At 67.4% G+C, this 22219-nt stretch carries 21 protein-coding genes; 13 read left to right on the forward strand and 8 right to left on the reverse strand.

Features of this window, described 5'->3' with window-relative positions; genetic code table 11:
- The first annotated feature begins 16 nt into the window (after nt 1-16).
- Nucleotides 17-418, forward strand: coding sequence for a nuclear transport factor 2 family protein (locus ADBZ9K_RS19890; protein WP_526623477.1), 402 nt, complete (start codon nt 17-19; stop codon nt 416-418).
- 1 nt (nt 419) lies between these two features.
- Here the strand turns inward: ADBZ9K_RS19890 and ADBZ9K_RS19895 are convergent, their stop codons facing one another.
- Complete coding sequence (locus ADBZ9K_RS19895; protein ID WP_526623479.1) at nt 420-1013, reverse strand: TetR/AcrR family transcriptional regulator; 594 nt, start codon at nt 1011-1013, stop codon at nt 420-422.
- 7 nt (nt 1014-1020) lie between these two features.
- Nucleotides 1021-2280, reverse strand: a complete 1260-nt coding sequence (locus tag ADBZ9K_RS19900; RefSeq protein ID WP_526624255.1) for an MFS transporter — start codon at nt 2278-2280, stop codon at nt 1021-1023.
- A gap of 114 nt (nt 2281-2394) precedes the next feature.
- Here ADBZ9K_RS19900 and ADBZ9K_RS19905 point away from each other — a divergent pair, with 114 nt between their 5' ends.
- Nucleotides 2395-3354 carry an aldose 1-epimerase family protein gene (locus tag ADBZ9K_RS19905; protein WP_526623481.1) on the forward strand — a complete coding sequence of 320 codons (960 nt, stop codon included), beginning with the start codon at nt 2395-2397 and terminating at the stop codon, nt 3352-3354.
- Here the strand turns inward: ADBZ9K_RS19905 and ADBZ9K_RS19910 are convergent.
- A complete protein-coding gene (locus tag ADBZ9K_RS19910; RefSeq protein ID WP_526623483.1) occupies nt 3341-4369 on the reverse strand; it encodes a zinc-dependent alcohol dehydrogenase in 1029 nt (342 codons plus the stop codon). The genes ADBZ9K_RS19905 and ADBZ9K_RS19910 overlap by 14 nt on opposite strands.
- 105 nt (nt 4370-4474) lie before the next feature.
- On the opposite strand from ADBZ9K_RS19910, the gene ADBZ9K_RS19915 reads away from it, so the two are divergent.
- Nucleotides 4475-5494, forward strand: coding sequence for a LacI family DNA-binding transcriptional regulator (locus tag ADBZ9K_RS19915; protein ID WP_526623485.1), 1020 nt, complete (start codon nt 4475-4477; stop codon nt 5492-5494).
- A 1-nt stretch (nt 5495) separates the two neighbouring features.
- Here the strand turns inward: ADBZ9K_RS19915 and mmsB are convergent, their stop codons facing one another.
- The 3 genes from mmsB to chvE are packed head-to-tail and all read right to left on the reverse strand — an operon-like array spanning nt 5496 to nt 9358.
- Nucleotides 5496-6740, reverse strand: a complete 1245-nt coding sequence (gene mmsB, locus ADBZ9K_RS19920; protein WP_526623487.1) for a multiple monosaccharide ABC transporter permease — start codon at nt 6738-6740, stop codon at nt 5496-5498.
- Nucleotides 6741-8249 carry a multiple monosaccharide ABC transporter ATP-binding protein gene (mmsA, locus tag ADBZ9K_RS19925; RefSeq protein WP_526624256.1) on the reverse strand — a complete coding sequence of 503 codons (1509 nt, stop codon included), beginning with the start codon at nt 8247-8249 and terminating at the stop codon, nt 6741-6743. It abuts the gene before it with no gap.
- A gap of 17 nt (nt 8250-8266) precedes the next feature.
- Nucleotides 8267-9358 (reverse strand): multiple monosaccharide ABC transporter substrate-binding protein, encoded by a 1092-nt coding sequence (gene chvE / locus ADBZ9K_RS19930; protein WP_526624258.1) that lies wholly within the window; start codon nt 9356-9358, stop codon nt 8267-8269.
- Between the two features lie 336 nt (nt 9359-9694).
- On the opposite strand from chvE, the gene ADBZ9K_RS19935 reads away from it, so the two are divergent.
- From ADBZ9K_RS19935 to araA, 8 genes are read left to right on the forward strand one after another with little or no spacing between them, the layout of a single operon-like run.
- Nucleotides 9695-10681, forward strand: a complete 987-nt coding sequence (locus tag ADBZ9K_RS19935) for an ABC transporter substrate-binding protein (RefSeq protein ID WP_526623489.1) — start codon at nt 9695-9697, stop codon at nt 10679-10681.
- Nucleotides 10682-10733: 52 nt separating this feature from the next.
- Complete coding sequence (locus tag ADBZ9K_RS19940; RefSeq protein WP_526624260.1) at nt 10734-12224, forward strand: sugar ABC transporter ATP-binding protein; 1491 nt, start codon at nt 10734-10736, stop codon at nt 12222-12224.
- Nucleotides 12221-13285 (forward strand): ABC transporter permease, encoded by a 1065-nt coding sequence (locus ADBZ9K_RS19945; protein ID WP_526623491.1) that lies wholly within the window; start codon nt 12221-12223, stop codon nt 13283-13285. Before ADBZ9K_RS19940 ends, ADBZ9K_RS19945 begins: the two co-directional genes overlap by 4 nt.
- Nucleotides 13282-14283, forward strand: a complete 1002-nt coding sequence (locus ADBZ9K_RS19950; RefSeq protein WP_526623493.1) for an ABC transporter permease — start codon at nt 13282-13284, stop codon at nt 14281-14283. Before ADBZ9K_RS19945 ends, ADBZ9K_RS19950 begins: the two co-directional genes overlap by 4 nt.
- Entirely contained in the window at nt 14280-15311 is a 1032-nt protein-coding gene (locus ADBZ9K_RS19955) for a LacI family DNA-binding transcriptional regulator (RefSeq protein WP_526623495.1), read from the forward strand. Before ADBZ9K_RS19950 ends, ADBZ9K_RS19955 begins: the two co-directional genes overlap by 4 nt.
- Nucleotides 15308-16975, forward strand: a complete 1668-nt coding sequence (araB, locus tag ADBZ9K_RS19960; RefSeq protein ID WP_526623497.1) for a ribulokinase — start codon at nt 15308-15310, stop codon at nt 16973-16975. The genes ADBZ9K_RS19955 and araB overlap by 4 nt, the downstream gene beginning before the upstream one ends.
- Complete coding sequence (locus ADBZ9K_RS19965; RefSeq protein WP_526623499.1) at nt 16972-17673, forward strand: class II aldolase/adducin family protein; 702 nt, start codon at nt 16972-16974, stop codon at nt 17671-17673. The genes araB and ADBZ9K_RS19965 overlap by 4 nt, the downstream gene beginning before the upstream one ends.
- A 2-nt stretch (nt 17674-17675) precedes the next feature.
- Nucleotides 17676-19187 (forward strand): L-arabinose isomerase, encoded by a 1512-nt coding sequence (araA, locus tag ADBZ9K_RS19970; RefSeq protein WP_526623501.1) that lies wholly within the window; start codon nt 17676-17678, stop codon nt 19185-19187.
- A gap of 264 nt (nt 19188-19451) precedes the next feature.
- Here araA and ADBZ9K_RS19975 read toward each other — a convergent pair whose 3' ends face one another.
- Entirely contained in the window at nt 19452-19979 is a 528-nt protein-coding gene (locus ADBZ9K_RS19975; RefSeq protein WP_526623503.1) for a gamma carbonic anhydrase family protein, read from the reverse strand.
- Nucleotides 19980-20095: 116 nt separating this feature from the next.
- Here ADBZ9K_RS19975 and ADBZ9K_RS19980 point away from each other — a divergent pair, with 116 nt between their 5' ends.
- Nucleotides 20096-21244 carry a 3-ketosteroid-9-alpha-hydroxylase subunit A gene (locus ADBZ9K_RS19980; protein ID WP_526623505.1) on the forward strand — a complete coding sequence of 383 codons (1149 nt, stop codon included), beginning with the start codon at nt 20096-20098 and terminating at the stop codon, nt 21242-21244.
- A gap of 2 nt (nt 21245-21246) precedes the next feature.
- Complete coding sequence (locus tag ADBZ9K_RS19985) at nt 21247-21708, forward strand: hypothetical protein (RefSeq protein WP_526623507.1); 462 nt, start codon at nt 21247-21249, stop codon at nt 21706-21708.
- 90 nt (nt 21709-21798) lie between these two features.
- Here ADBZ9K_RS19985 and ADBZ9K_RS19990 read toward each other — a convergent pair whose 3' ends face one another.
- The gene (locus ADBZ9K_RS19990; RefSeq protein ID WP_526623509.1) at nt 21799-22167 is read right to left on the reverse strand and encodes a VOC family protein; all 369 of its coding nucleotides are present in this window, start codon (nt 22165-22167) and stop codon (nt 21799-21801) included.
- Between the last annotated feature and the right edge of the window lie 52 nt (nt 22168-22219).

A 22219-nucleotide genomic window follows, 5' to 3' on the forward strand; every position in this document is an offset into this window, starting at 1 on the left:
GCGAGGTAACAAGGTGATGAGCACCCCGGCGCACGAGGCGGGCCGGCACTCGCGCGAGGCGGCGATGGCCCACGACAAAGCGGCCTGGCTGGCGGTGTTCGCTGACGACGCGATCGTCGAAGACCCCATCGGCCCTTCGCATTTCGATCCCGAGGGCAAGGGCCACCGCGGCAAGGAGGCAATCGCGCAGTTCTACGACATGGCGATCGCGCCGAGCGCGTTGACGTTCAACTTCGAGAAGACGTATCAGTGCGGCAACGAGGAAGCCAATGTTGGCCACATCGTGATCGAGGCCAGCGGCTACCGGGTGGTCGCCGAGGGCGTGTTCACCTACCGGGTCGATGATCAGGGCAAAATTGTTGCGCTGCGGGCCTACTGGGAGCTCGACAAGGCCACCGCCAGCGCACGGCCGATCTGACTCATTCGGCCAGCCCGCGCCACACCGTCTCGGTGAGGCGGGCGGCCGCAGCGTCGTCGAGGGGTGGCATGCCCAGGGTGAGCCGGTAGTACGGCGGGGACACCAGGGCGTCGACGGCTACCTCGATGTCGGTGTGCTCGGGCAGTTCACCGGCCGCCACGGCCTGGCGCAGGATGACCGCGACCGCCTCCCGGCGCGGAGCGATCCACTGGTCGATCACCGCACGGGTGATCGCCGGATCGGCGGCCGCCGCGGCGATGACGTTGCGTAACAACGGCCCGGTCCGGGGTTCGGCAAGAATGCGGTTCAGCTCGCTGACGTGGTGCCGCAGTGCGGCCGGGGAACTGCTGCCCGGTGGCCGCACGATCGAGTCGTGGACCGACTCCAGCAGCCCCTCCAAGACGATCGCGGCGCTCGACGGCCACCACTTGTAGATGGTGGTGCGGCTGACGCCTGCGCGCTTGGCGATCGCGTCCACGGTGGCCGCGCCGGGTCCGCCGTCGAGGGCCAGGTCGACCCCGGCCCGCACCACCGCGGCACGAACCTGGGGGCTGCGCGGCCTGCCGCGCCGCGCTGTCCCCTCATCGCCGTCCACCCGCCGATCATAGGGATGCGGGCGGCACCTCAACGGCCGGTTGGCCGGCACGGTGTCCGACGATCACCACCGCAAGACACAGCACTGCGGCGATCGCCCCCAGGCCGAACATCGCCGGGTAGGTGAGGACCGCAGGAAGGGCCTGCGATCCCAGGGCCAGCACGACGGGAACACCGAACCCGAGGTAGCTGATGGCGTAGAAGACCGCCGTCAGCCCGGCCAGGTCGTCGGGCCCGGCGATGCGTTGCACCTGCTGGAGTCCGGCCACCAGTGCCATGCCGTACCCGCAGCCCAGCAGGGCCGCGGCCGGTAGCGCCGTCCACACGCTTAGCCGCGTTGCGGCCAGCGCCGCCAGACACATCCCGGCCACCACGAAGGTCAGCGCGACAACGACGGCACGCACGCCACCGCCGGCGTCGATCCGGCGGCCGAGGGATTGGGCACCGAATCCGCAGCCGAGGGTCACCACACACAGCAGCGCCGAGAAAGCCACCGGTGCGCGGCTCACGTGATCGGTCATCAGCGCGGGCAGCACCGCGTAGGCGGATGCGGCGGCGCCGAACACCCACGGCGCCAGCGGGGCGACCACGAACAGGAACCGCCGGTGTCCGGCCGAGGGGATGGCGAGGTCGGCCCGCAGTGGCCGGCTGTCGGCCGGGGCGTTGCGGGTCTCTGGCGCGCGGACCAGGGCGGCGGCGGCCACCAGCGACAGCACGATGTTGACCAGATAGGGCAGGACACCGGGCCACGGGGCCCACTGTGCGAGCACGCCGGCCACGCCGGCGCCGGCACCGAAACCGGCGGTCAGACTCATCGCCGCGCGGCGCACCCCGCTGCGATCGTCACCCCGGGGCGCCGACGAAAGTTCCTTGATCCAGCTGCCGCCGACCGCCATCGCCAGGCCCAGTGCGACACCGCTGAGCACCCGGCCGGTGATCAACAGCGGAACCGAGGTGGTTCCCAGGGCCAGTACCAGCGAGCCGGCGGCGGCCAGCGGTGGGGCGGGCAGCATCAGCGGGCGGCGGCCGAGGCGGTCGGACAGCGGCCCGCCGATCAGGAGTGCGGGCACGATGCCGAGCACGTAGGCGAAGAGCAACATGTCGACGGTGATCGCGGACAGGCCTGCGGATTGCCGGTACATGACCAGCAACGGGGTGAATTCGTTACCGCCCCAGGCGATGGCGAAGGTCGCCGCCGCGGCCCGCCGCCACGCGAACGGCGCGACGGCCTCGTCCCGGACCGGCGACCGCAGCGGTGCCGCGTCGATGGTCACCGGAGCAGCCGACAAGAATTAATAGTGGACACTCTGTCCACTATATACCCGGGGCGCCGGTGTCAGGCAAGGCCGGTGCGCCCGGTTTGTTAGCGCTAACATTCATGGGTGGCATGTCACCCGCGGGCCGCCCTCGGCGAGCAACACGAGTTGGCCCGGCTGACGCCCGGCCGATGCGTGCGTGCCGTCATAACCGCAGTCGCCGCGGCAATCCGGCACCTGTCCGTCGACGGAGTAGACCTGACCGTCTCCTACGGCGACGACGCCCCGGCCCCCTTCTTCTGCGGTGCGGTCCTGGTGCCGTGGCCCAACCGGATCCGTGACGGGCGATGGTTGCATGACGGGCGCACACTGCAACTCGACATCACCGAGCCCCGCCGCGGTAACGCACTACACGGCCTGCTCTGCCATACCGCCTACGAGCTCGTCGAACGCGGACCCGATTGGGTCTGCCTGCGCGCACCGCTGATTCCGCAGCCCGGTTACCCCTTCCGGCTCGACACCCTGGTGCGATACGCGTTGACAGCCAACGGCATTGCGGTTACCCACACCATCCACAACATCGGCCCGGCGAGCGCGCCGGTAGCGGTAGGCGCCCATCCATTCCTGGCGATCGGCGGCGTGGACACCGACACGCTGACACTGACCATCTCGGCCGATCGTCATATCGACGTCGACGAGCGACTCAATCCGGTCGGCGTCACTGACGTGCACGGCACCCGGTGGGACCTGCGCACCGGCCGCAGCGTGGCAGCCCTCGACCTCGATGACGCCTGGACCGGTCTGCACACCGCCGGGGGCGGCAGCACCCATTGGCTCAGCGCACCAGACGGGCGGGCGGTATCGCTATGGGCCGACGAGCAATTCGACTACCTGCAGGTCTTCATCACCCGGAAGTTCCCGCGGGGAGCCGGCATGGTCACCGCCGTCGCGGTCGAACCGATGACGGCGCCGGCCGACGCCTTCAACAGCGGCGCGGGGCTGAGATGGCTTTCGCCCGGCGACAGCTGGTCGATGTCATGGGCGATCGGCTACCACGACAACACCCACCGGATCACGGCTCGATGACGACCTTGAGACCCGTCCGCGCAGCGGCGACCGCGAACGCATCGGCGGCCTGCTCGAGCCCGTAGCGGTGCGTCACCAACGACGCGACGTCGACCATGGCCCGCTCAACGACCCGGATCGCCCGAGGATAGGCCTCATTCATCCGCCGGACCAGGCTCAGCGTCAAGCCCTTGCGGCGGGCCAACGACGCCTGGAACGACGTGCAGTCCCGGTCGGGAATACCACCGAGCACGACCCGGGCGCCCGGTCGCGCCGCGCGCAGCGAGATCTCCACGGCCGCATCGGTTCCCGCGAGTTCGAAGACGACATCGGCGCCGATGCCACCGACAGCCCCGGCCAGCACCGACTGCCGGCATGCCTGCTCGGCGTCGATGGTGACGTCCGCCCCGGCGCGCAGCGCCGCCTCGCGTCGATGCGCAAGTGGTTCGACGACCACGATCCGGGTCGCACCGGACCACCTGGCCGCCTGCACCAGCAGCAGCCCGATCGGGCCCGCACCCACGACGACGATGGTGAATCCGGTTCGCACGCGGCCCAGATCGAGAGCGTGCAGCGCGACACCGAGCGGTTCGAGCATGGCCCCGTCGGCGGGGCTGAACCCGTCGGGCAGCGGGTGGAGCGCCCACGACGGCCAGGTGAGGTACTGCCGCAGCGCGCCGTCCCGGTCACCGTGGCCGGCGAAGACGACGTCGGGACACAGATTGCGCCAACCGCGCCGGCAGGTCTCGCACCGCAGGCACGGCAGTGCCGGATCTACCGCCACCGACACGCCATCACGCGGACCGCCCTCGATCACCCCGGCGAATTCATGACCCGGCACCAGCGGTCGCGTCAGGCGGGCGTCGCCGATGGCGGCTTCGTCGTACCAGTGCAAATCGGACCCGCACACCCCGACGGCGGTGACCCGCACCAACTCCTCGCCCGGGCCCGGGACCGGGACAGCCTCGGTTTCCGCCCGGATGTCCCGGGCGCCGTGCAGCCGAGCGACCGTCATCAGAGCCGCGGTTCGCATCATAATGTTAACGCTAACATCACCGTCAATCCCCCGCGATATGTCATGGTGAGCGCTCACATCCGCACTACGATGCCAAGCGGGTGCCCTGCAGAAGGAGGTCCGTCGTTGGCGGAGCGAGTCGACGGCCGGCCGGTCAACATGTTCGACGTCGCCAAGGCGGCCGGGGTCTCCCACCAGACCGTCTCGCGGGTGCTCAACGGTTCGCCCTCGGTCAAGGAATCCACCCGTGCGCGGGTCAACGCCGCGATCGACGAATTGGGCTACCACCGCAATCTCGCAGCGCGCGCGCTGGCGACTCGCCGGTCAAAAACGTTGGGCGTCATCTGCTTCGACAGCACGCTGTACGGCCCGGCGAGCATGCTCTACGCCATCGAGCATGCAGCCCGCGGCGCCGGCTACTTCGTCAGCGTGGCCAGCGAGCCGACCATCGACAGCACCACGTTGCCCAGGGCGCTGAAGCGACTGGGTGAGCAGTCGGTCGAAGGTGTTGTGGTGATAGCGCCGCTGTCCGAAACCCGCCAGGCGCTGGCCCACCTGCACCGAGATCTGCCCGTCGTGGCCGTCGACGGCACCGGCGGGCTGGGGCTGCCGGTGGTCAGTGTCGACCAACTCGACGGGGCACGCCAGGTAACCCGGCACCTGCTCGACCAAGGCGCCTCGACGGTCTGGCATGTGACCGGCGCCGAAGGGTGGACCGAGACCGAAGCCCGCCAGGCGGGCTGGCGGGCCGAGCTGACCGCCGCCAAGCGTGCCATTCCCGAACCGCTGCATGGGAACTGGTCGCCGGCGTCGGGATATCAGGCCGGTATCGCCCTGACCCGGCGCAACGATGTCGAGGCGGTGTTCGTCGCCAATGACCAAATGGCGCTGGGGCTGTTACGCGCCTTCACCGAAGCCGGCCGCGCCGTCCCCGACGACGTCCTGGTGGCCGGTTTCGACGACGTCCCGGAAGCGGAGTTCTACTGCCCGCCGCTGACGACGGTGCGCCAGGACTTCGCCCAGGTCGGCCGGCGAAGCATCGAAATGCTGATTGCGCGGATCGAGGCCGGCGACGGCGGTCCGGCCGACGACCAGCCCATCCTGGTGCCCGCGCAACTGGTCGTCCGGCAGAGCAGCCGACGCTAGGCTAGCGCCCGCCCTTGCGCCGGTTGTAGACGTCGAAGCCGACCGCGGCCAGCAGCACCAGGCCCTTGATCACCTGCTGGATGTCGCTGCCGATACCCAGGATCGACATGCCGTTGTTCAGCACGCCCAGCACTAGTCCACCGACGATCGCCCCGAATACCGTGCCCACACCGCCGCTTGACGATGCCCCACCGATGAACGCCGCCGCGATCGCTTCAAGCTCGAAGTTGATGCCAGCCTGCGGCGTCGCCGAGTTCAACCGCGCCGCGAACAGCAGACCCGCTACGGCGGCAAGCATTCCCATGTTGACGAAGACCAGCAGCGTGACCCGTTGGTTGCGGATTCCCGACAGCCGCGCTGCCGCGGAGTTTCCTCCGACCGCGTACACCTGACGACCGAGAACGGTGTTGCGCATAACGAAGGCATAGACCACGGTCAGCACCACCAGGATGATCCCGACGATCGGGACGCCGCGGTAGCTGGCGAGCAACAGCGTGAAGGCGGCCAGTGCGACGACGATCGCCGCACATTTGGCCACGAAAAGCACTGTGCTCGAGACCCGCTGGCCGTAGCGCAGCTGAGAGCGCCTGCGCCGGATCTGAACCACCACGGCCGTGACCGCGATGACGGCGCCGAGGATCACGGTGGGCCAGTGGTAGACCGCGTTGGTGCCGATCTCGGGCAGGAAGCCACTGCTGACCTGCTCGAGTCCGCGGGGCATCGGGGCGATCGACTGCCCCTCGAGCAGGTACTGGGTGGCGCCCCGGAACACGAGCATCCCGCCGAGGGTGACGATGAACGAGGGGATCCCCACGTAGGCGATCCAGAAGCCCTGCCACGCGCCGATGAGTGCGCCGATGGCCACGCACGCCGCGACACCCACCAACCACGGCACGTCGTGGCGCACCATGACCACCCCGCCGATCGCCCCGATGAAGCCGGCGATCGACCCGACCGACAGATCGATGTGACCGCAGATGATCACGATGACCATGCCGATTGCTAGAACCAGGATGTAGCCGTTCTGCTGAATGATGTTGGTGACGTTCAGCGGTTTGAGCAGGATGCCGTCGGTCCAGATCTGGAAGAGCACGACGATGGCGGCCAGCGCCACGACCATGCCGGATTGCCGGATGTGCGACATCAGGAACGACGACAGCCGGGCGCGCAGGCCCTGCGGCGGCGCACCATTCGGCGGTGGCTGATCGTCGGCCCGCTGGGCGGTCTGCTCCACGGTGCTGGTCACCTAGGCACGTCCTTTCATCATGTAGCGCATGAGGTTCTCCTGCGTGGCGTCGGCCCGGGCGACCTCACCGGTGAGCCGGCCCTGGCTGAGTGCGTAGATGCGATCGCACAGGCCCAGCAGCTCGGGCAGTTCCGAAGAGATGACCAGCACAGCCTTACCCCGTGCGGCGAGTTCGTTGATGATCGTGTAGATCTCGTATTTCGCGCCCACATCGATGCCGCGGGTCGGCTCGTCGAGAATGAGGACGTCGGGGTCGGTGAACAACCACTTGCTCAGCACGACCTTCTGCTGGTTGCCGCCCGAGAGCTTGCCCGTGACCGCCGACACCGAGGACGCCTTGATCCGCATCGAGGACCGGAAGCGCTCGCCGACGGTGCCCTCCTCGTGGCGGTCGACCACTCCCCGCTTACTGATCTTCCGCAATGAGGGAAGGCTGATGCTCTCGGCGATGCTGTCCATCAGGTTCAGGCCGAGGTGCTTGCGATCCTCGGTGGCGTAGGCGATTCCGTTGCGGATGGCGTCCGACACGGTCCGGGTGCTGATCTCGCGCTCACCCTTGAACACCCGCCCGCTCACGTACTTTCCGTACGTCCGGCCGAACACGCTCATCGCAAGTTCGGTTCGTCCGGCACCCATCAGCCCCGCGATACCGACGATCTCACCCGCCCGCACCTGGAGCGACACGTCGTCGACCACCGTGCGGTGCTGGTCGATCGGGTGCCGTACGGTCCAGTTGGCCACCGCGAACGCCACCTCACCGATCTCGTGTTCCCCCCGGGGCGGGAACCGATGGGTGAGGTCGCGTCCGACCATGCCCCGCACGATGCGGTCTTCGGTGAGATCGGCGTCGACCGGCATCGTTTCGACCGCGCGGCCGTCCCGCAGGATGGTGACGGTGTCGGCGACCTTCATCACCTCGTTGAGCTTGTGCGAGATGATGATCGAGGTGATGCCGTGATCGCGCAGACCCACGATGAGGTCGAGCAGGTGCCGGCTGTCGGAATCGTTGAGCGCGGCGGTCGGCTCGTCCAGGATCAACAGCCGGACCTTCTTCGACAGCGCCTTGGCGATCTCGACGAGCTGTTGCTTACCCACCCCGATATCAGCGACGCGGGTTTGCGGGCTCTCCCGCAGGCCGACCTGGTCCAGCAAGGCCTGCGCTTCAACCAGGGTGCGTTCCCAGCCCACCACACCGAACCGGCTGAGTTCGTTACCGAGGAAGACGTTCTCGGCGATGGACAGGTAGGGCACCAAGGCCAGTTCCTGGTGGATGATCGCGATGCCGGCCCGTTCACTGGAGCGGATGTCCTTGAATTCGCAGACCTGTCCGTCGATGAGGATGTCACCGGCGTAGTCGCCGTGCGGGTAAACTCCGCTGAGCACCTTCATCAATGTGGACTTGCCCGCCCCGTTCTCCCCACAGATGGCATGGATGGCACCGGCTTTCACCGTCAGGTCCACCTCGGACAGCGCTGTGACGCCGGGGAACTGCTTGGTGATCCCCCGCATCTGGAGCAGCGCCGCTGTCACTGCACCTGCGCTTGGGTGTAGTAGCCCGAATCAACCAGCGTCACTTGGTAGTTGGACTTGTCCACGCTGACCGGCTGGAGCAGGTAGGACGGCACCACTTTGACACCGTTGTTGTACGTCGTGGTGTCGTTGACTTCGGGTTTCCCGCCGGTGAGCACGGCGTCTGCCTCCTGGACCGCGGCCTTGGCCAGTTCCCGGGTGTCCTTGAATACGGTCTGGGTCTGCTCGCCGGCGACGATCGACTTCACCGATGCCAGTTCGGCGTCTTGTCCGGTCACGATGGGCAGCGGCTTGGCTGCGTTCCCGTAGCCGGCACTCTTGAGCGCCGAGATCACTCCCCGGGAGATGCCATCGTAGGGCGAGAGCACCGCGTCCACCCGGGCGGTGGTGTAGGCCTGGCTGAGCAGGTTGTCCATTCTCGACTGCGCCAATCCGCCGTCCCAGCGCAAGGTGGCGATCTGATCGAAGGAGGTCTGCCCGCTGCGGACCACCAGCTTGCCGCTGTCGATGTAGGGCTTCAGCACGCTCATCGCGCCATCAAAGAAGTAGGTGGCGTTGTTGTCGTCGGGGGAGCCGGCGAACAGCTCAAGGTTGTAGGGCCCCTTACCCTGGTCCAGCCCGAGTTTGTCGACGATGTAATCGCCTTGCAGCACGCCGACTTTGAAGTTGTCAAAGGTTGCGTAGTAGTCGACGTTGGGGGTGCCCTTGATCAGCCGGTCGTAGCTGATCACCGGAATCTTGGCATCGGCCGCGTGCTGCAGCGTCGTGGTCAGCGACGAGCCGTCGATCGGCGCGATGACGAGCAGCTTGACACCCTTGGTGATCATGTTCTCGATCTGCGAGACCTGATTCTGCACGACGTCGTCGCCGTACTGCAGATCGGTCGCATAGCCCAGGGACTGGAACTGGTCGACCATGTTCTTGCCATCGGCGACCCAGCGCTCGGAGGACTTGGTGGGCATCGCGATGCCGACGGTGCCCTTGTCGCCGTTGCCCCCTGCGCCCCCTGCGGAGGTGTCGGTTGTGCGCCCGCAGCCCGAGAGCACCAGTGCGGTCAGCATCGCCAACAGCGCGGCGAGCCCGATCATTTTTCTCACGACATCCTCCTGGGTGGGCGCGCGGCGCGGTGGGCGCAGCCGAGTCTAAATGTGAGCGCTAACATGCTGTCGCCAGTATGTGAGCCAACTCACTGGCTTGTCAACATCCCATCTTCAGACAGCAGCTCTAGCTGCACATTTGGCGACAACGAGCCGTTGGCCAGTCGTTTTCGGTCGCGCGAAAGCGCCCGCCTCCCGCAGCGTTGACACCCCATTGTGTTAGCGCTAACATTCGCCGGTGTAACGCCGGTCACACTCACGGCGCCGTACCCGATCCCTGCCTGCCCCTCCGGGGTGATATCGGCAACCAACAGATGAGGAGTCACGGTGAACAGATCCCTTGCAGCCGCCGTGGGTGCGCTGATCGCAACGACGATGGTGGGCTGCGGCAGCGGCCCGACGCCGGGCGGGCCGACACCGGGCGGGCCGGCCAACGGCCAGATCACCATGGGTTTCGCTCAGGTCGGAGCCGAAAGCGGCTGGCGCACCGCGAATACGAAGAACATCCAGGAGTCCGCCGCGCAGGCGGGCGTCAACCTCAAATTCGCCGACGCCAACGGAAAGCAGGAGAACCAGATCTCGGCGATCCGGTCGTTCATCCAGCAGCACGTCGGCATCATCGCCTTCAGTCCGGTGGTGCGCACGGGTTGGGACGCGGTGCTGCTGGAGGCCAAGAACGCGGGTATTCCGGTGATCCTCACCGACCGCGCCGTCGACACCCAGGAGACCGACGTCTACAAGACGTTTGTCGGCGCTGACTTCGTCGAAGAAGGCCGCCGCGCCGGGGATTGGGTGGTGCAGCAAAACGCCGCCGCGCCAGGTCCGGTCAACATCGTCGAACTGGAGGGCACCACCGGCGCCGACCCCGCCATCGATCGCAGCAAAGGGTTCGCCGAGGCCATCGCGGCCAATCCGAATCTGAAGGTGGTCGCCTCGCAGACAGGCGATTTCACCCGATCCGGTGGCAAGCAGGTGATGGAGGCCTTCCTCAAGGCCAACCCGAAGATCGACGTGGTCTTCGCCCAGAACGACGATATGGGCCTGGGGGCGGCCGAGGCGATCCAAGCGGCCGGTCTGAAGCCGGGTCAGGACATCAAGATCGTGGCGGTCGACGCCACCCACGACGGGATGCAGGCGCTGGCCGACGGGAAGTTCAACTTCCTTGTCGAGTGCAATCCCCTGCTCGGACCCCAACTGATGGACCTGGCCAAGCAGGTCGTCGCCGGCGAGCCGGTGCCCCCACGAGTAGTCGTCCCCGACAAGACATTCGATCAGCAACAGGCGATCGCCGCGCTGCCGGATCGCCAGTACTGAGGGCGAATCACCCATGACACCGGCCTCGACCACAGAGCCGCCCGTGGTCCAGATGCGTGACATCAGCATCGGGTTCCCCGGGGTCAAGGCGCTCGACCGCGTCACGCTTGCGCTGCTGCCCGGCGAAGTGCATGCCCTCATGGGTGAGAACGGCGCGGGGAAATCCACGCTGATCAAGGCCCTCACCGGCGTGTACGACATCGACGCGGGCACCATCACGGTAGCCGGTGAGCCACGCCGGTTCACCGGCCCGCGCCAGGCGCAGGACGCCGGGATCAGCACGGTGTACCAGGAAGTCAACCTGTGCACCAATCTCACTGTCGCCGAGAACATCCTGCTGGGCCGCGAACCTCGCCGATTCGGCCGGATCGATTCCCGCGCGATGCACCGCCGCGCCCGCGAGCTGCTGTCGAACCTCGAGCTCGACATCGATCCGCGGTCTGTTCTCGGCTCCCACCCGATCGCCGTTCAACAGCTCGTCGCCATCGCCCGCGCCACCTCGGTGTCGGCACGGGTGCTGATCCTCGACGAACCGACGTCCAGCCTGGACGCCGGCGAAGTCGAGGAACTGTTCCGGGTGATACGCCGGTTGCGGGACGGCGGCACGGCGATTCTGTTCGTCTCGCACTTCCTCGACCAGGTCTACGCGATCTCCGACCGGATGACGGTGCTGCGCAACGGCCGCCTGGTCGGTGAATACCGCACCGCCGACCTCGACCGCCACCAATTGGTCACCGCGATGCTGGGCCGCGAGCTCGACCTGCTCGAAGAGATCGCCGATACCACCCCGGGCGCACACCGGCAGTCCGGCTCGGCCCCGATCGCGAGCACCGTCGAGCTGGGCCGCCCGCCCCGGATCCACCCCCTCACCCTCGACATCTTCGGCGGTGAGGTGGTCGGCCTGGCGGGCCTGCTCGGCTCGGGCCGAACGGAGTTCGCGCGCTTGTTGTTCGGTGCGGACAAGCCGACCGGCGGTCAGATCAAGGTCGAGGGAACGCCGACCCGGCTGCGCTCGCCGCGCGCGGCGATCGCCCACGGGTTCGCCTTCACCTCGGAGAACCGCAAGGGCGAGGGCATCGTCGGCGACCTCAGCGTCCGCGACAACCTGGTTTTGGCGTTGCAGGCTCGACGGGGCTTCGCCCGGCCGCTGTCGGCGAAAGCCAAGACCGCGCTCGTGCAACGCTACATCGACGCACTCGATATCCGGCCCCGCGACCCGGATGCGCTCATCAGGAACCTCAGCGGCGGCAACCAGCAGAAGGTGCTGCTGGCGCGGTGGCTGATCACCGTGCCGCGCCTACTCATCCTCGACGAACCGACCCGTGGCATCGACGTCGGCGCCAAGGCCCAGATCCAGAAGCTGGTCGCCGACCTGGCCGCCGACGGTATGGGGGTGCTCTTCATCTCCGCCGAACTCGACGAGGTCGCCCGGATCAGCGACCGGGTCACGGTGCTGCGCGACGGTCACGGCGTCGCCACTGTCGACGGCGGCTGTTCGGTTTCCGAGCTCACCCGCCTCATCGCCGCCGGGAGCGGGCAATGACCCGCCGGCTTACCGCGTCACCGCTGCTGTGGCCCGCGCTCGCCCTGGCCGCCCTGATCGTCCTCAATGTCGTTCTGACACCGGCCTTCCTGACCATCCGGGTCCAGGACGGTCACCTCTACGGCAGCCTCATCGACATCCTGCGCAACGGGGCGCCGACAATGCTCGTCGCGCTGGGCATGACCCTGGTCATCGCCTCGCGCGGCATCGACCTGTCGGTCGGTGCGGTGGTGGCGATCGCGGGTGCGCTGGCCTGTGCCCATATCGCGACGGCACCCGACGCGGGCAGATTTTCCGCCGTGGGCGCAGCGACGCTGATCGCCCTCGGCGCCGCTGTCCTGCTTGGCCTGTGGAACGCAATGCTGGTGTCCACCCTCGGAATCCAGCCGATCATCGCCACCCTGGTGTTGATGACGGCGGGCCGCGGCATCGCCCTGCTCATCACCAAGGGGCAGATCGTCACGGTCAGCAGTGAACCGTTCACGGTCATCGGCGCCGGCTACGCCCTCGGCCTGCCCGTGGCGATCCTGGTCAGCCTGGCGGTGTTTGTTGTGGTCGCGGTGTTCACCCGGCGCAGCGCGCTGGGCATGCTGCTCGAATCGATCGGCATCAACCCGGAAGCGAGCCGGCTGGCGGGGGTCCGCTATCGCACGATCGTCTTCGCCGTCTACGTGTTCAGCGCGCTGTGCGCCGGGGTCGCCGGGCTGATGATCGCGTCCAACATCTCCGCGGCCGACGCCAACAACGCCGGGCTGTGGATCGAGATGGACGCCATCCTCGCGGTCGTGATCGGGGGCACCTCGCTGCTCGGCGGGCGGTTCAGCCTGACCGGAACTGTTCTGGGCGCCTTGATCATCCAGACGCTGACGACCACGGTGTACACCGCGGGCATCACCCCGGAGGCCACCCTGGTCTTCAAGGCGGTCGTGGTCATCGCGGTCTGCCTGCTGCAGGCGCCGCGGTTCCGGAGCCTGCTGCGGCGACGCCGGCCCGCGCCCGCGGCGCCAGAGCCCGTGCTCACTGATCTCGCCCCGCATTCGGACGCGGTGGCGGCATCATGAGCACGCAGAGCCTGCGACACGGGGCTGCGGTCACCATGCTGGTGGCCGAACGCTTTCGGGGCCGGTACCTGTCCCCCGTCGCCTCCGTGGTCCTATTTGTCGCACTGTTCGGCACGGTGCTCCTGCGCTACGACTTCGCCAGCCCGGCACAGGTGTTCCTGAACCTGCTCGTCGACAACGCCCACCTGATCGTCCTGGCTGTCGGCATGACGTTCGTGATCCTCACCGGCGGAATCGATCTCAGCGTCGGATCGGTCGTCGCACTGTCGACGGTGATCCTGGCCACGGTGCTGCAGTCCGGCTGGCCTGCGCCGGTCGCGATCGTCACGGTGCTGCTCGTCGGTCCGCTGCTCGGCTTGCTGATGGGCTGCATCATCGAGTTCTTCGAGGTTCAGCCGTTCATCGTGACGCTGGCGGGAATGTTCTTGGCCCGCGGCCTGTGCTACCTGGTCAGCGTCGATACCGTGGCGATCAAGGATCCGCTGCTGCGCACGCTGGGCCTGAAGTACCTCTACCTCTACGACGCCACGTTCATCCGTTGGACGGTGGTGATCGCGCTGTCCGTCGTCCTGGTCGCGATCTATGTGCTGCACGAAACCCGCTTCGGGCGAACCGTATACGCCGTCGGTGGCAACCGGCAATCGGCACAGCTGATGGGGCTGCCCGCCACGCGGACCCAGGTCCTCGTCTACGTGATCAGCGGCTTCTGCGCCGCACTCGCCGGGCTGCTGCTCGGGGTTCAGAAGCTGTCCGGATACAGCCTCAACGGGGTCGGTCTGGAGCTCGACGCGATCGCCGCTGCGGTGATCGGCGGTGTGTTGCTTTCCGGCGGTGTGGGTTTCGTCCTGGGGTCACTCATCGGAGTGCTCGTCCTGGGTGCCATCCAGGTCCTGGTGACCACCGAAAATCTCGACTCGTACTGGACCCGAATCATGACCGGCCTGCTGCTGCTGGTCTTCGTGCTGGTCCAGCGGGTGTTGGTCAGGAGACCCCGATGACGGCAGAACCCACTCCGCGCCGACCGGTCATGGCCGACGTCGCCCGGCTCGCCGGCGTCTCGCACCAGACGGTGTCGCGGGTGATCAACAACTCCACCAGCATCCGGCCCAGCACCCGCCAGCGGGTGGAGCGCGCGATCGCCGATCTGGGCTACCACCCCAACACCGCCGCCCGCGCACTGGTGACCCGGCGCTCGCGGATCATCGGGATCATCGGCAGCAACACCGCGCTCTACGGGCCGGCCAGCATCCAGTTCTCCATCCAGGACGCGGCCCGCAGCGCGGGCTACTTCACCAGCCTCGTCACCGTGGCCGCCGTGACCCACGAGGAACTGCGCGGCGCCCTGGACTATCTGAGCCGCCAGTCGGTCGAGGCGATCGTCATGATCGTCACCCAGCAGGAGGCACTGGCCGTGGTGCGCTCCGAGGCCACCGCCATCCCACTGATCGTCGTCGAAGGCGAACTGTCAGGGCGCGGGTTGAGTGTGGGCGTCGATCAGATCGCGGGCGCACGCCTGGCGACCCAGCACCTCATCGACCTGGGCCACCGCGAGATCGTCCACATCAGTGGTCCGCTGAGCTGGACCGAGGCCCGGGCCCGCCGGGCCGGCTACATCGAGGCCATGCGCGCCGCCGGCCTGGCGGTACGGGCCGACCTCGAAGGCGATTGGACGCCGGCCCGCGGACACCAGATCGGCCGAGAGCTGGCCGCACACAAAGACTTCTCGGCCCTCTTCGTGGCCAACGACCAGATGGCGATCGGCGTCCTGCGCGCGTTCGACCAGGCCGGTATCGCCGTCCCGGACGACGTGAGCCTCATCGGCTTCGACGACATCCCCGAGGCCGGCTACCTCAATCCGGCACTGAGCACCGTCCGACAGGACTTCCACGCGGTCGGGCAGCGCGCGATCGAACTGCTGACGGCCGTGCTGGGAGGGATCACCCCAGCCGCGCCCCTGCTCGCCCCCGAACTCGTCGTTCGAGACAGCACCCGACCGCATTCCGCGGACACAGTGAGGAACCGATGAATCGCCACAAGTACACAGTCGGAGTAGATTTCGGCACGCTCTCGGGACGGGCCCTGGTCGTGCGGGTGGATGACGGACAGGAGCTTGCCAGCGCCGTACACCACTACGAGCACGCGGTACTGACCCGCTCGCTGCCCGTCGGCACGGCGCAGCTGCCACCCGAGTGGGCGCTGCAGGTCCCCGAGGACTACCGACAGGTGCTGAAAAAGGCTGTCCCCGAAGCGATCAGCCGGGCCGGTGTCGACCCCCGTGATGTGATCGGCATCGGCACCGACTTCACCTCCTGCACGATGGTCCCGGTCCGCGCCGATGGCACACCGCTGTGCGAGATCGACCCGTTCCAGGACCGGCCGCACGCGTACGCCAAGCTGTGGCGGCACCACTCCCCTCAGCAGCAGGCCGACCGGATCAACGCGGTCGCCGCCGCGCGCAACGAAGCATGGCTGAGCCGCTACGGCGGGCAGATCTCCAGTGAGTGGGAGTTCGCCAAGGCACTGCAGATCCTGGAGGAGGACCCGCAGGTCTATGCGGCCATGGACCGTTGGGTCGAGGCCGCCGATTGGATCACCTGGCAGCTCTGCGGCACCTACTGGCGCAATGCCTGCAGCGCCGGGTACAAGGGCATCCTGCAGGACGGGCACTATCCCACCCGCGAGTTCCTGGCCGCAGTGCATCCCGACTTCGCCGACTTCGTCGTCACCAAGCTCGAGCATCCGATCGCCGCGCTCGGCCAGGTCGCCGGGGGTTTGACGGCAGAGGCTGCGCACTGGACCGGCCTGCCTGCGGGGTTGCCGGTTGCCGTCGGCAATGTCGACGCGCACGTCACCGCCGCCGCCGCCAACTCGCTGGAACCCGGCCAGTTGCTGGCCATCATGGGGACGTCCACCTGCCATGTCATGAATTCCGATGTGCTGCGCGAAGTTCCGGGCATGTGCGGGGTCGTCGACGGCGGCATCGTCGACGGGCGGTGGGGGTACGAGGCCGGCCAGTCCGGGGTCGGCGACATCTTCTCCTGGTTCATCGACAACTGCGTCCCCCCGGCCGTGCACGAACAGGCCAGGGCCCGCAATCTGTCGGTCCACGAGCTGCTCACCGAGTGGGCCTCGGCCCAAGCCGTCGGCCAGCACGGCCTGGTCGCCCTGGACTGGCACAGCGGCAATCGGTCGGTGCTCGTCGACCATCAGCTCTCCGGCGTGATCGTCGGCCAGACACTGTCCACCACAGCTGCCGACATGTACCGAGCCCTGCTGGAGGCCACCGCCTACGGGACGCGGATGATCGTCGACACCTTCGTCAGCAGCGGTGTGCCGGTGACCGAACTCGTCGTCGGCGGCGGGCTGGTCAAGAACCGATTGCTGATGCAGATCTACGCCGACGTCGTGGGATTGCCGTTGTCCATGGTCAATTCGACGCAGGGGCCCGCGCTGGGAGCGGCCATCCACGCCGCCGCAGCAGCGGGCGCCTACCAGGATGTGCCCGCCGCGGCCAAGCAGATGGGCGGGCGCACCCGCAACGCCTTCGTCCCGATCGCCGGCAACGTGGAGCGCTACGACCGGCTCTACGCCGAGTACGTCAAGCTGCACGACTGGTTCGGCCGCGGCAACGCGATGATGCGCACCCTTCGCGAGATCTCCACCCCCACCCACCAGGAGGCACTGCGATGACCGTCACCTCTGAGATAACCGCCGTCGTCGGCCGGCTGCGCCGGGAGGTCTGCGGGCTGCACGCGCAACTGACCAAATACCAGCTGGTGATCTGGACCGCGGGCAACGTCTCGGCGCGGGTGCCCGGTCACGACCTGATGGTGATCAAACCGTCCGGTGTGGATTACGACGCACTGACGCCGGCCGACATCGTGGTGTGCGACCTGCACGGAAACCTCGTCGACGGCGACCTGGCCCCGTCATCGGACACCGCGGCGCACGCCTACGTCTACCGGCACATGCCCGAGGTGGGGGGCGTGGTGCACACCCACTCCACCTATGCCACCGCGTGGGCAGCCAGGGGCGAGCCGATTCCCTGTGTCCTGACGATGATCGCCGACGAGTTCGGTGGCGACATCCCGGTCGGTCCGTTCGCCCTTATCGGGGATGACTCGATCGGGCGAGGCATTGTGGAAGCGTTGCGCGGCAGCCGGTCCCCCGCGGTACTCATGCGCAACCACGGGCCCTTCACGGTCGGCCCCGACGCCCGCTCGGCGGTCAAAGCCGCGGTCATGGTCGAAGACGTGGCGCGCACCGTCCACATCGGCCGACAGCTGGGCGCCCTCGATCGCATCGACAACCGTGACATCACCGCGCTCTTCGAGCGCTACCAGCACGTCTACGGGCAGCCGCCGGCCGCCCGCCGGGAAGGGGAGTAATCATGATCGGTTCGCGAACCGTCGACGGTGAAGTGTGGTTCGTCACCGGCAGCCAATCCATGTATGGGGAGGACACCCTGGCCCAGGTGGCCGACCAGTCACGCGCCATCGCCGACCAACTCGACGGCTGCGCCGAGATACCCGTGCGGGTGGTGTGGGTGCCCACGGTGGTCACCGCCGACAACATCTCCGCGGTGATCCGCCAGGCCAACGACAGCGCTGCGTGCATCGGGATCATCGCCTGGATGCACACCTTCTCCCCGGCCAAGATGTGGATCCGAGGGCTGCGCGGTCTGCAGAAACCGCTGCTGCATCTGCACACCCAGTTCGGCGTCGAATTGCCCTGGGACAGCATCGACATGGACTTCATGAACCTCAATCAGGCCGCCCACGGCGACCGCGAGTTCGGCTATATCCAGTCGCGGCTATCCGTGTCGCGCAAGACCGTCGCCGGGCACGTCAGCGACCCTCGTACCCGGTCACGGATCGGGTCGTGGACCCGTGCGGCGCTGGCCACCGCCGAGCTGGCCACCCTGCGGGTGGCGCGTTTCGGCGACAACATGCGCAACGTCGCGGTCACCGAGGGCGACAAGGTGGAAGCCGAGGCGCACTTCGGTGCGTCGGTCAACAGCTATCCGGTCAACGAGCTCGTCGACGTCGTGCAGCGCGTGCCCGACGCCGCGGTGGACAAATTGGTTCGCGAGTATCAGAGCGCCTACCGGCTGGCCCCCGAGCTCCAGCCGGGCGGAGAGCGCCACACCGCGCTCCGCTACGGCGCCCGGATCGAGGCCGGCCTGCGAAAGTTCTTGGAGAATGGCGGATTCCACGCGTTCACCACCAACTTCGAGGATCTCGGCGGGTTGCGTCAGCTGCCCGGCCTGGCCGTACAGCGATTGATGGCCGACGGGTACGGCTTCGGCGCCGAGGGTGACTGGAAGACGGCGGTGATGCTGCGGGCGGTCAAGGTGATGGCCGAGGGCCTTCCCGGCGGCACCTCGTTCATGGAGGACTACACCTACGACCTGACGACCGGGGCCGAACGCGTCCTGGGCGCCCACATGCTGGAGGTGTGCCCGTCGATCGCCGAGGGCACACCCTCGCTCGAGGTGCATCCGCTGTCCATCGGCGCCAGGGAGGACCCGGTCCGGCTGCGGTTCACCGCCGCGCCCGGCCCCGCGGTGATTCTCGGGATCAGTGACATCGGGTCACGATTCCGATTGGTGGCCAATGAGGTTGACGTCGTCGCGCCGACGGCCCCGCTGCCGAACCTGCCGGTTGCCTGCGCGGTATGGGAGCCCAAGCCGAGCTGGTCGGTCGCCACCGAGGCGTGGCTGACCGCCGGTGCGCCGCACCACACCGTGCTCAGCACGGCCATCGGCACCGAGACGCTGGAGGACTTCGCCGAGATGACTGGAACGGAGCTGCTGGTGATCGACGCCGACACCACCATGCGGGGATTTATTCGGGAGTTGAAGTGGAACGACGTGTACCACCACGCCGCAGCGGGTCTGTGATCGGTCCCGGCTCGCCGTGGCGTCAGCTGGATCGGTTCGACCGCGACCTGCTGGCCTTCGTCCTGAGCTGGGCACCCTACGGTGAGCCACCGGCCAATGACTGCTTCCTGCAGTTCGGGATGAGCGCCGAGCGGGTACGGGAGCGGTGCATGCAGGTGGTCTGTACGGCTCGGGCGGCGGAATACCCCGACCCCGAGCGCGGTCTGCTCGTGCGGGTGTCCCGGTTGCTGCTGGGTGATCCGCGGCGGCCGAAGCGCCGGACGGCTACTCGATCGGATCCAGCCCCGCGGCGTAGCGGCGGGCCAGGTCCTGATAGGCCTTGGGGTTCAGATTCACCCACACCTCCGCGCCCGTCCCGGCGATCGGCCCCTTGACCTTCGCCGGGGAACCGGTGACGAACACCTCGTCGGGGATGTGGGTGCCACCGAGCACCAGGGAGTGCGCGGCGATCATGCTGCGGGCGCCGATCACCGCGCCGTCGAGCACCGTGCAGTGATTGGCGATCAACGCCTCGGCTCCGAGGTGCACGCCGTGGATCGTGCACATATGCGCGATCGTCGCACCGGGGCCGATGTCGACCGGGACACCCGGCGGTGCGTGTAGGACCGACCCGTCCTGCACATTGGCACCCTCCCGGATAACGATCGGGGCAAAGTCGCCGCGCAACACCGCGTTGAACCACACCGATGCGCCGGCCTCCACGGAGACGTCCCCGATCAGCACGGCGGTGGGCGCGACGAAGGCGGTGGGGTCCACCCGCGGGGACCGGCCTTCGAACGAATACAGCGGCATCGTCCAGATATACCGCAATTCAGGTGGACAATCCGCAGGTCGCGCGACTGTCATTGCGCGATGAGACGGAAAAACTGTAACGTGTTCTAGTTAGAGACTAGGAGTGGAGGAGCCAGGTGACTGCCGGCATTCGCGAGATCGACACCGGGACCCTGCCAGACCGGTACGCCCGGGGCTGGCACTGCCTTGGCCCGGTCCAGGATTACCTGGACGGCAAACCGCATCCGATCAACGCGTTCGGCACCAAACTGGTGGTCTTCGCCGATTCCCAGGACCAGCTGCACGTGCTTGACGCGTACTGCCGCCACCTCGGCGGTGACCTGTCCCAGGGCACCGTCAAGGACGACGCGTTGGCCTGCCCGTTCCACGACTGGCGCTGGAGCGGCGACGGGCGCTGCAAGCTGGTCCCCTATGCCAAGCGCACGCCCCGCCTGGCCCGCACCCGGTCCTGGGAGACCGACGTGCGCAGCGGGCTGCTGTTCGTCTGGCACGATCCCGAGGGCAATCCCCCGCCGCCCGAGGTGCGTATTCCGGAGATCCCGGAGTACACCAGCGGTGAGTGGACGCAGTGGAAATGGAACAGCCTGCTGATCGAGGGCTCCAACTGCCGCGAGATCGTCGACAACGTCACCGACATGGCGCACTTCTTCTACATCCATTTCGGCCTGCCGACGTACTTCAAGAATGTCTTCGAAGGCCACATCGCCTCGCAGTACCTGCACAATGTCGGGCGCCCCGACGTGGTGCTGGGCGGCTCGGCCTACACCGAATCGCATCTGGATTCCGAGGCGTCCTACTTCGGGCCGTCGTTCATGATCAACTGGCTGCACAACAACTACGGCGGCTTCAAGGCCGAGTCGATCCTGATCAACTGCCACTACCCGGTCACGCAGGACTCGTTCATGCTGCAGTGGGGTGTGATCGTCGAAAAGCCCAAGGGCATGGACGATGCGATGAGCGAGAAGCTCTCCGACGCCATGGTCGTCGGCGTCAGCAAGGGCTTCCTGCAGGACGTCGAGATCTGGAAGCACAAGACCCGCATCGAAAACCCGCTGCTCGTCGAGGAAGACGGCGCGGTCTACCAGATGCGCCGGTGGTATCAGCAGTTCTATGTCGACGTCGCCGATGTCACGCCCGATATGACCGACCGCTTCGAACTCGAGGTGGACACCAGCCCGGCCAACGAGAAGTGGCAGGTCGAGGTTCAGGAGAACCTCAAGAAGCAGGCCGAAGCCGATACTGAAGGACAGCCGACTCAGGTGTGATTATGACCCCCGAGGATCCACCGCCCGACGTCGAAGATCTGGCGCGGTCCATGTTGGAGTTGCTCGGCGTGCACGAGCACGACGAGCCGCACGGGCACGACGACAGCACGCCGACATCATGGTCGAAGGCACCCGATTTCGCCTCCGACCCGCAGCGCGCCGCCGAGGTCCACGAGGCCACCCGGCGAGATCGCGAACGGTACCTGTCGGCCGGACTCGTCGACGTCGACTGCCGGTACTGCCACATCGCGGTGAAGGTCAAGAAGCTCGGCATCGCACACACCGCGGTGCAGTGGAGCAGCGAGGCACAACAGCGCTGCGCGTACTTCGCCGAGATCCGCGCCGAGGGCGGTTCCAGTGCCCGCACCCGGTCGTGCCCGCGACTGTCCGACAGCATCAAACACGCTGTGGCGGAAGGCTGTCTGGAGGAGTACTCCAGCGCACCGGCCCCCGGCGACGGCTAGCTCGTATCGCCGCCCTGTTGCGCCCATACCAATGCGTAGGCCCCAACAGCGGGCTTTGTTATCGGTGATCGTCCATTCCACTTGGACCGGTCAGCCGCGGTCGTGGAGAGTGACCTGGTAGCCGTCGGGATCGGCGAACGTGAATGTTCGACCGAAGGGACCGTCAATCGGTGCGGAGACGATGAGGTGACCGTCGGCGACGAGAGCATCGTGAATGGCCTGGACATCTGTGGCGTGGAACCAGATCGCGGCGCCGACGCCGGGCTGAGCAACGGATCCGAGATCGGTGCCGGGAACGACGTCGCGGAGCGCGAACGCGATCGGCTTCGTCTCGAAGACCACGGCGTGCGGAGGTCCGGCCTGCGATCGGACGAGGCCGAGGTACTGCTCGTAGAACGCCCGCGAAGCGTCGAGGTCGCGCGCTTGTAGCGAGATGAAGTCGGGGCCGGTGGCGGGCATGAGGATGCTCCTTCTCTTGTCAGTTTACTGACATAGCGCACCCTATGTCAGA

Source organism: Mycobacterium sp., from assembly GCF_965229265.1.
Lineage (GTDB): Bacteria > Actinomycetota > Actinomycetes > Mycobacteriales > Mycobacteriaceae > Mycobacterium.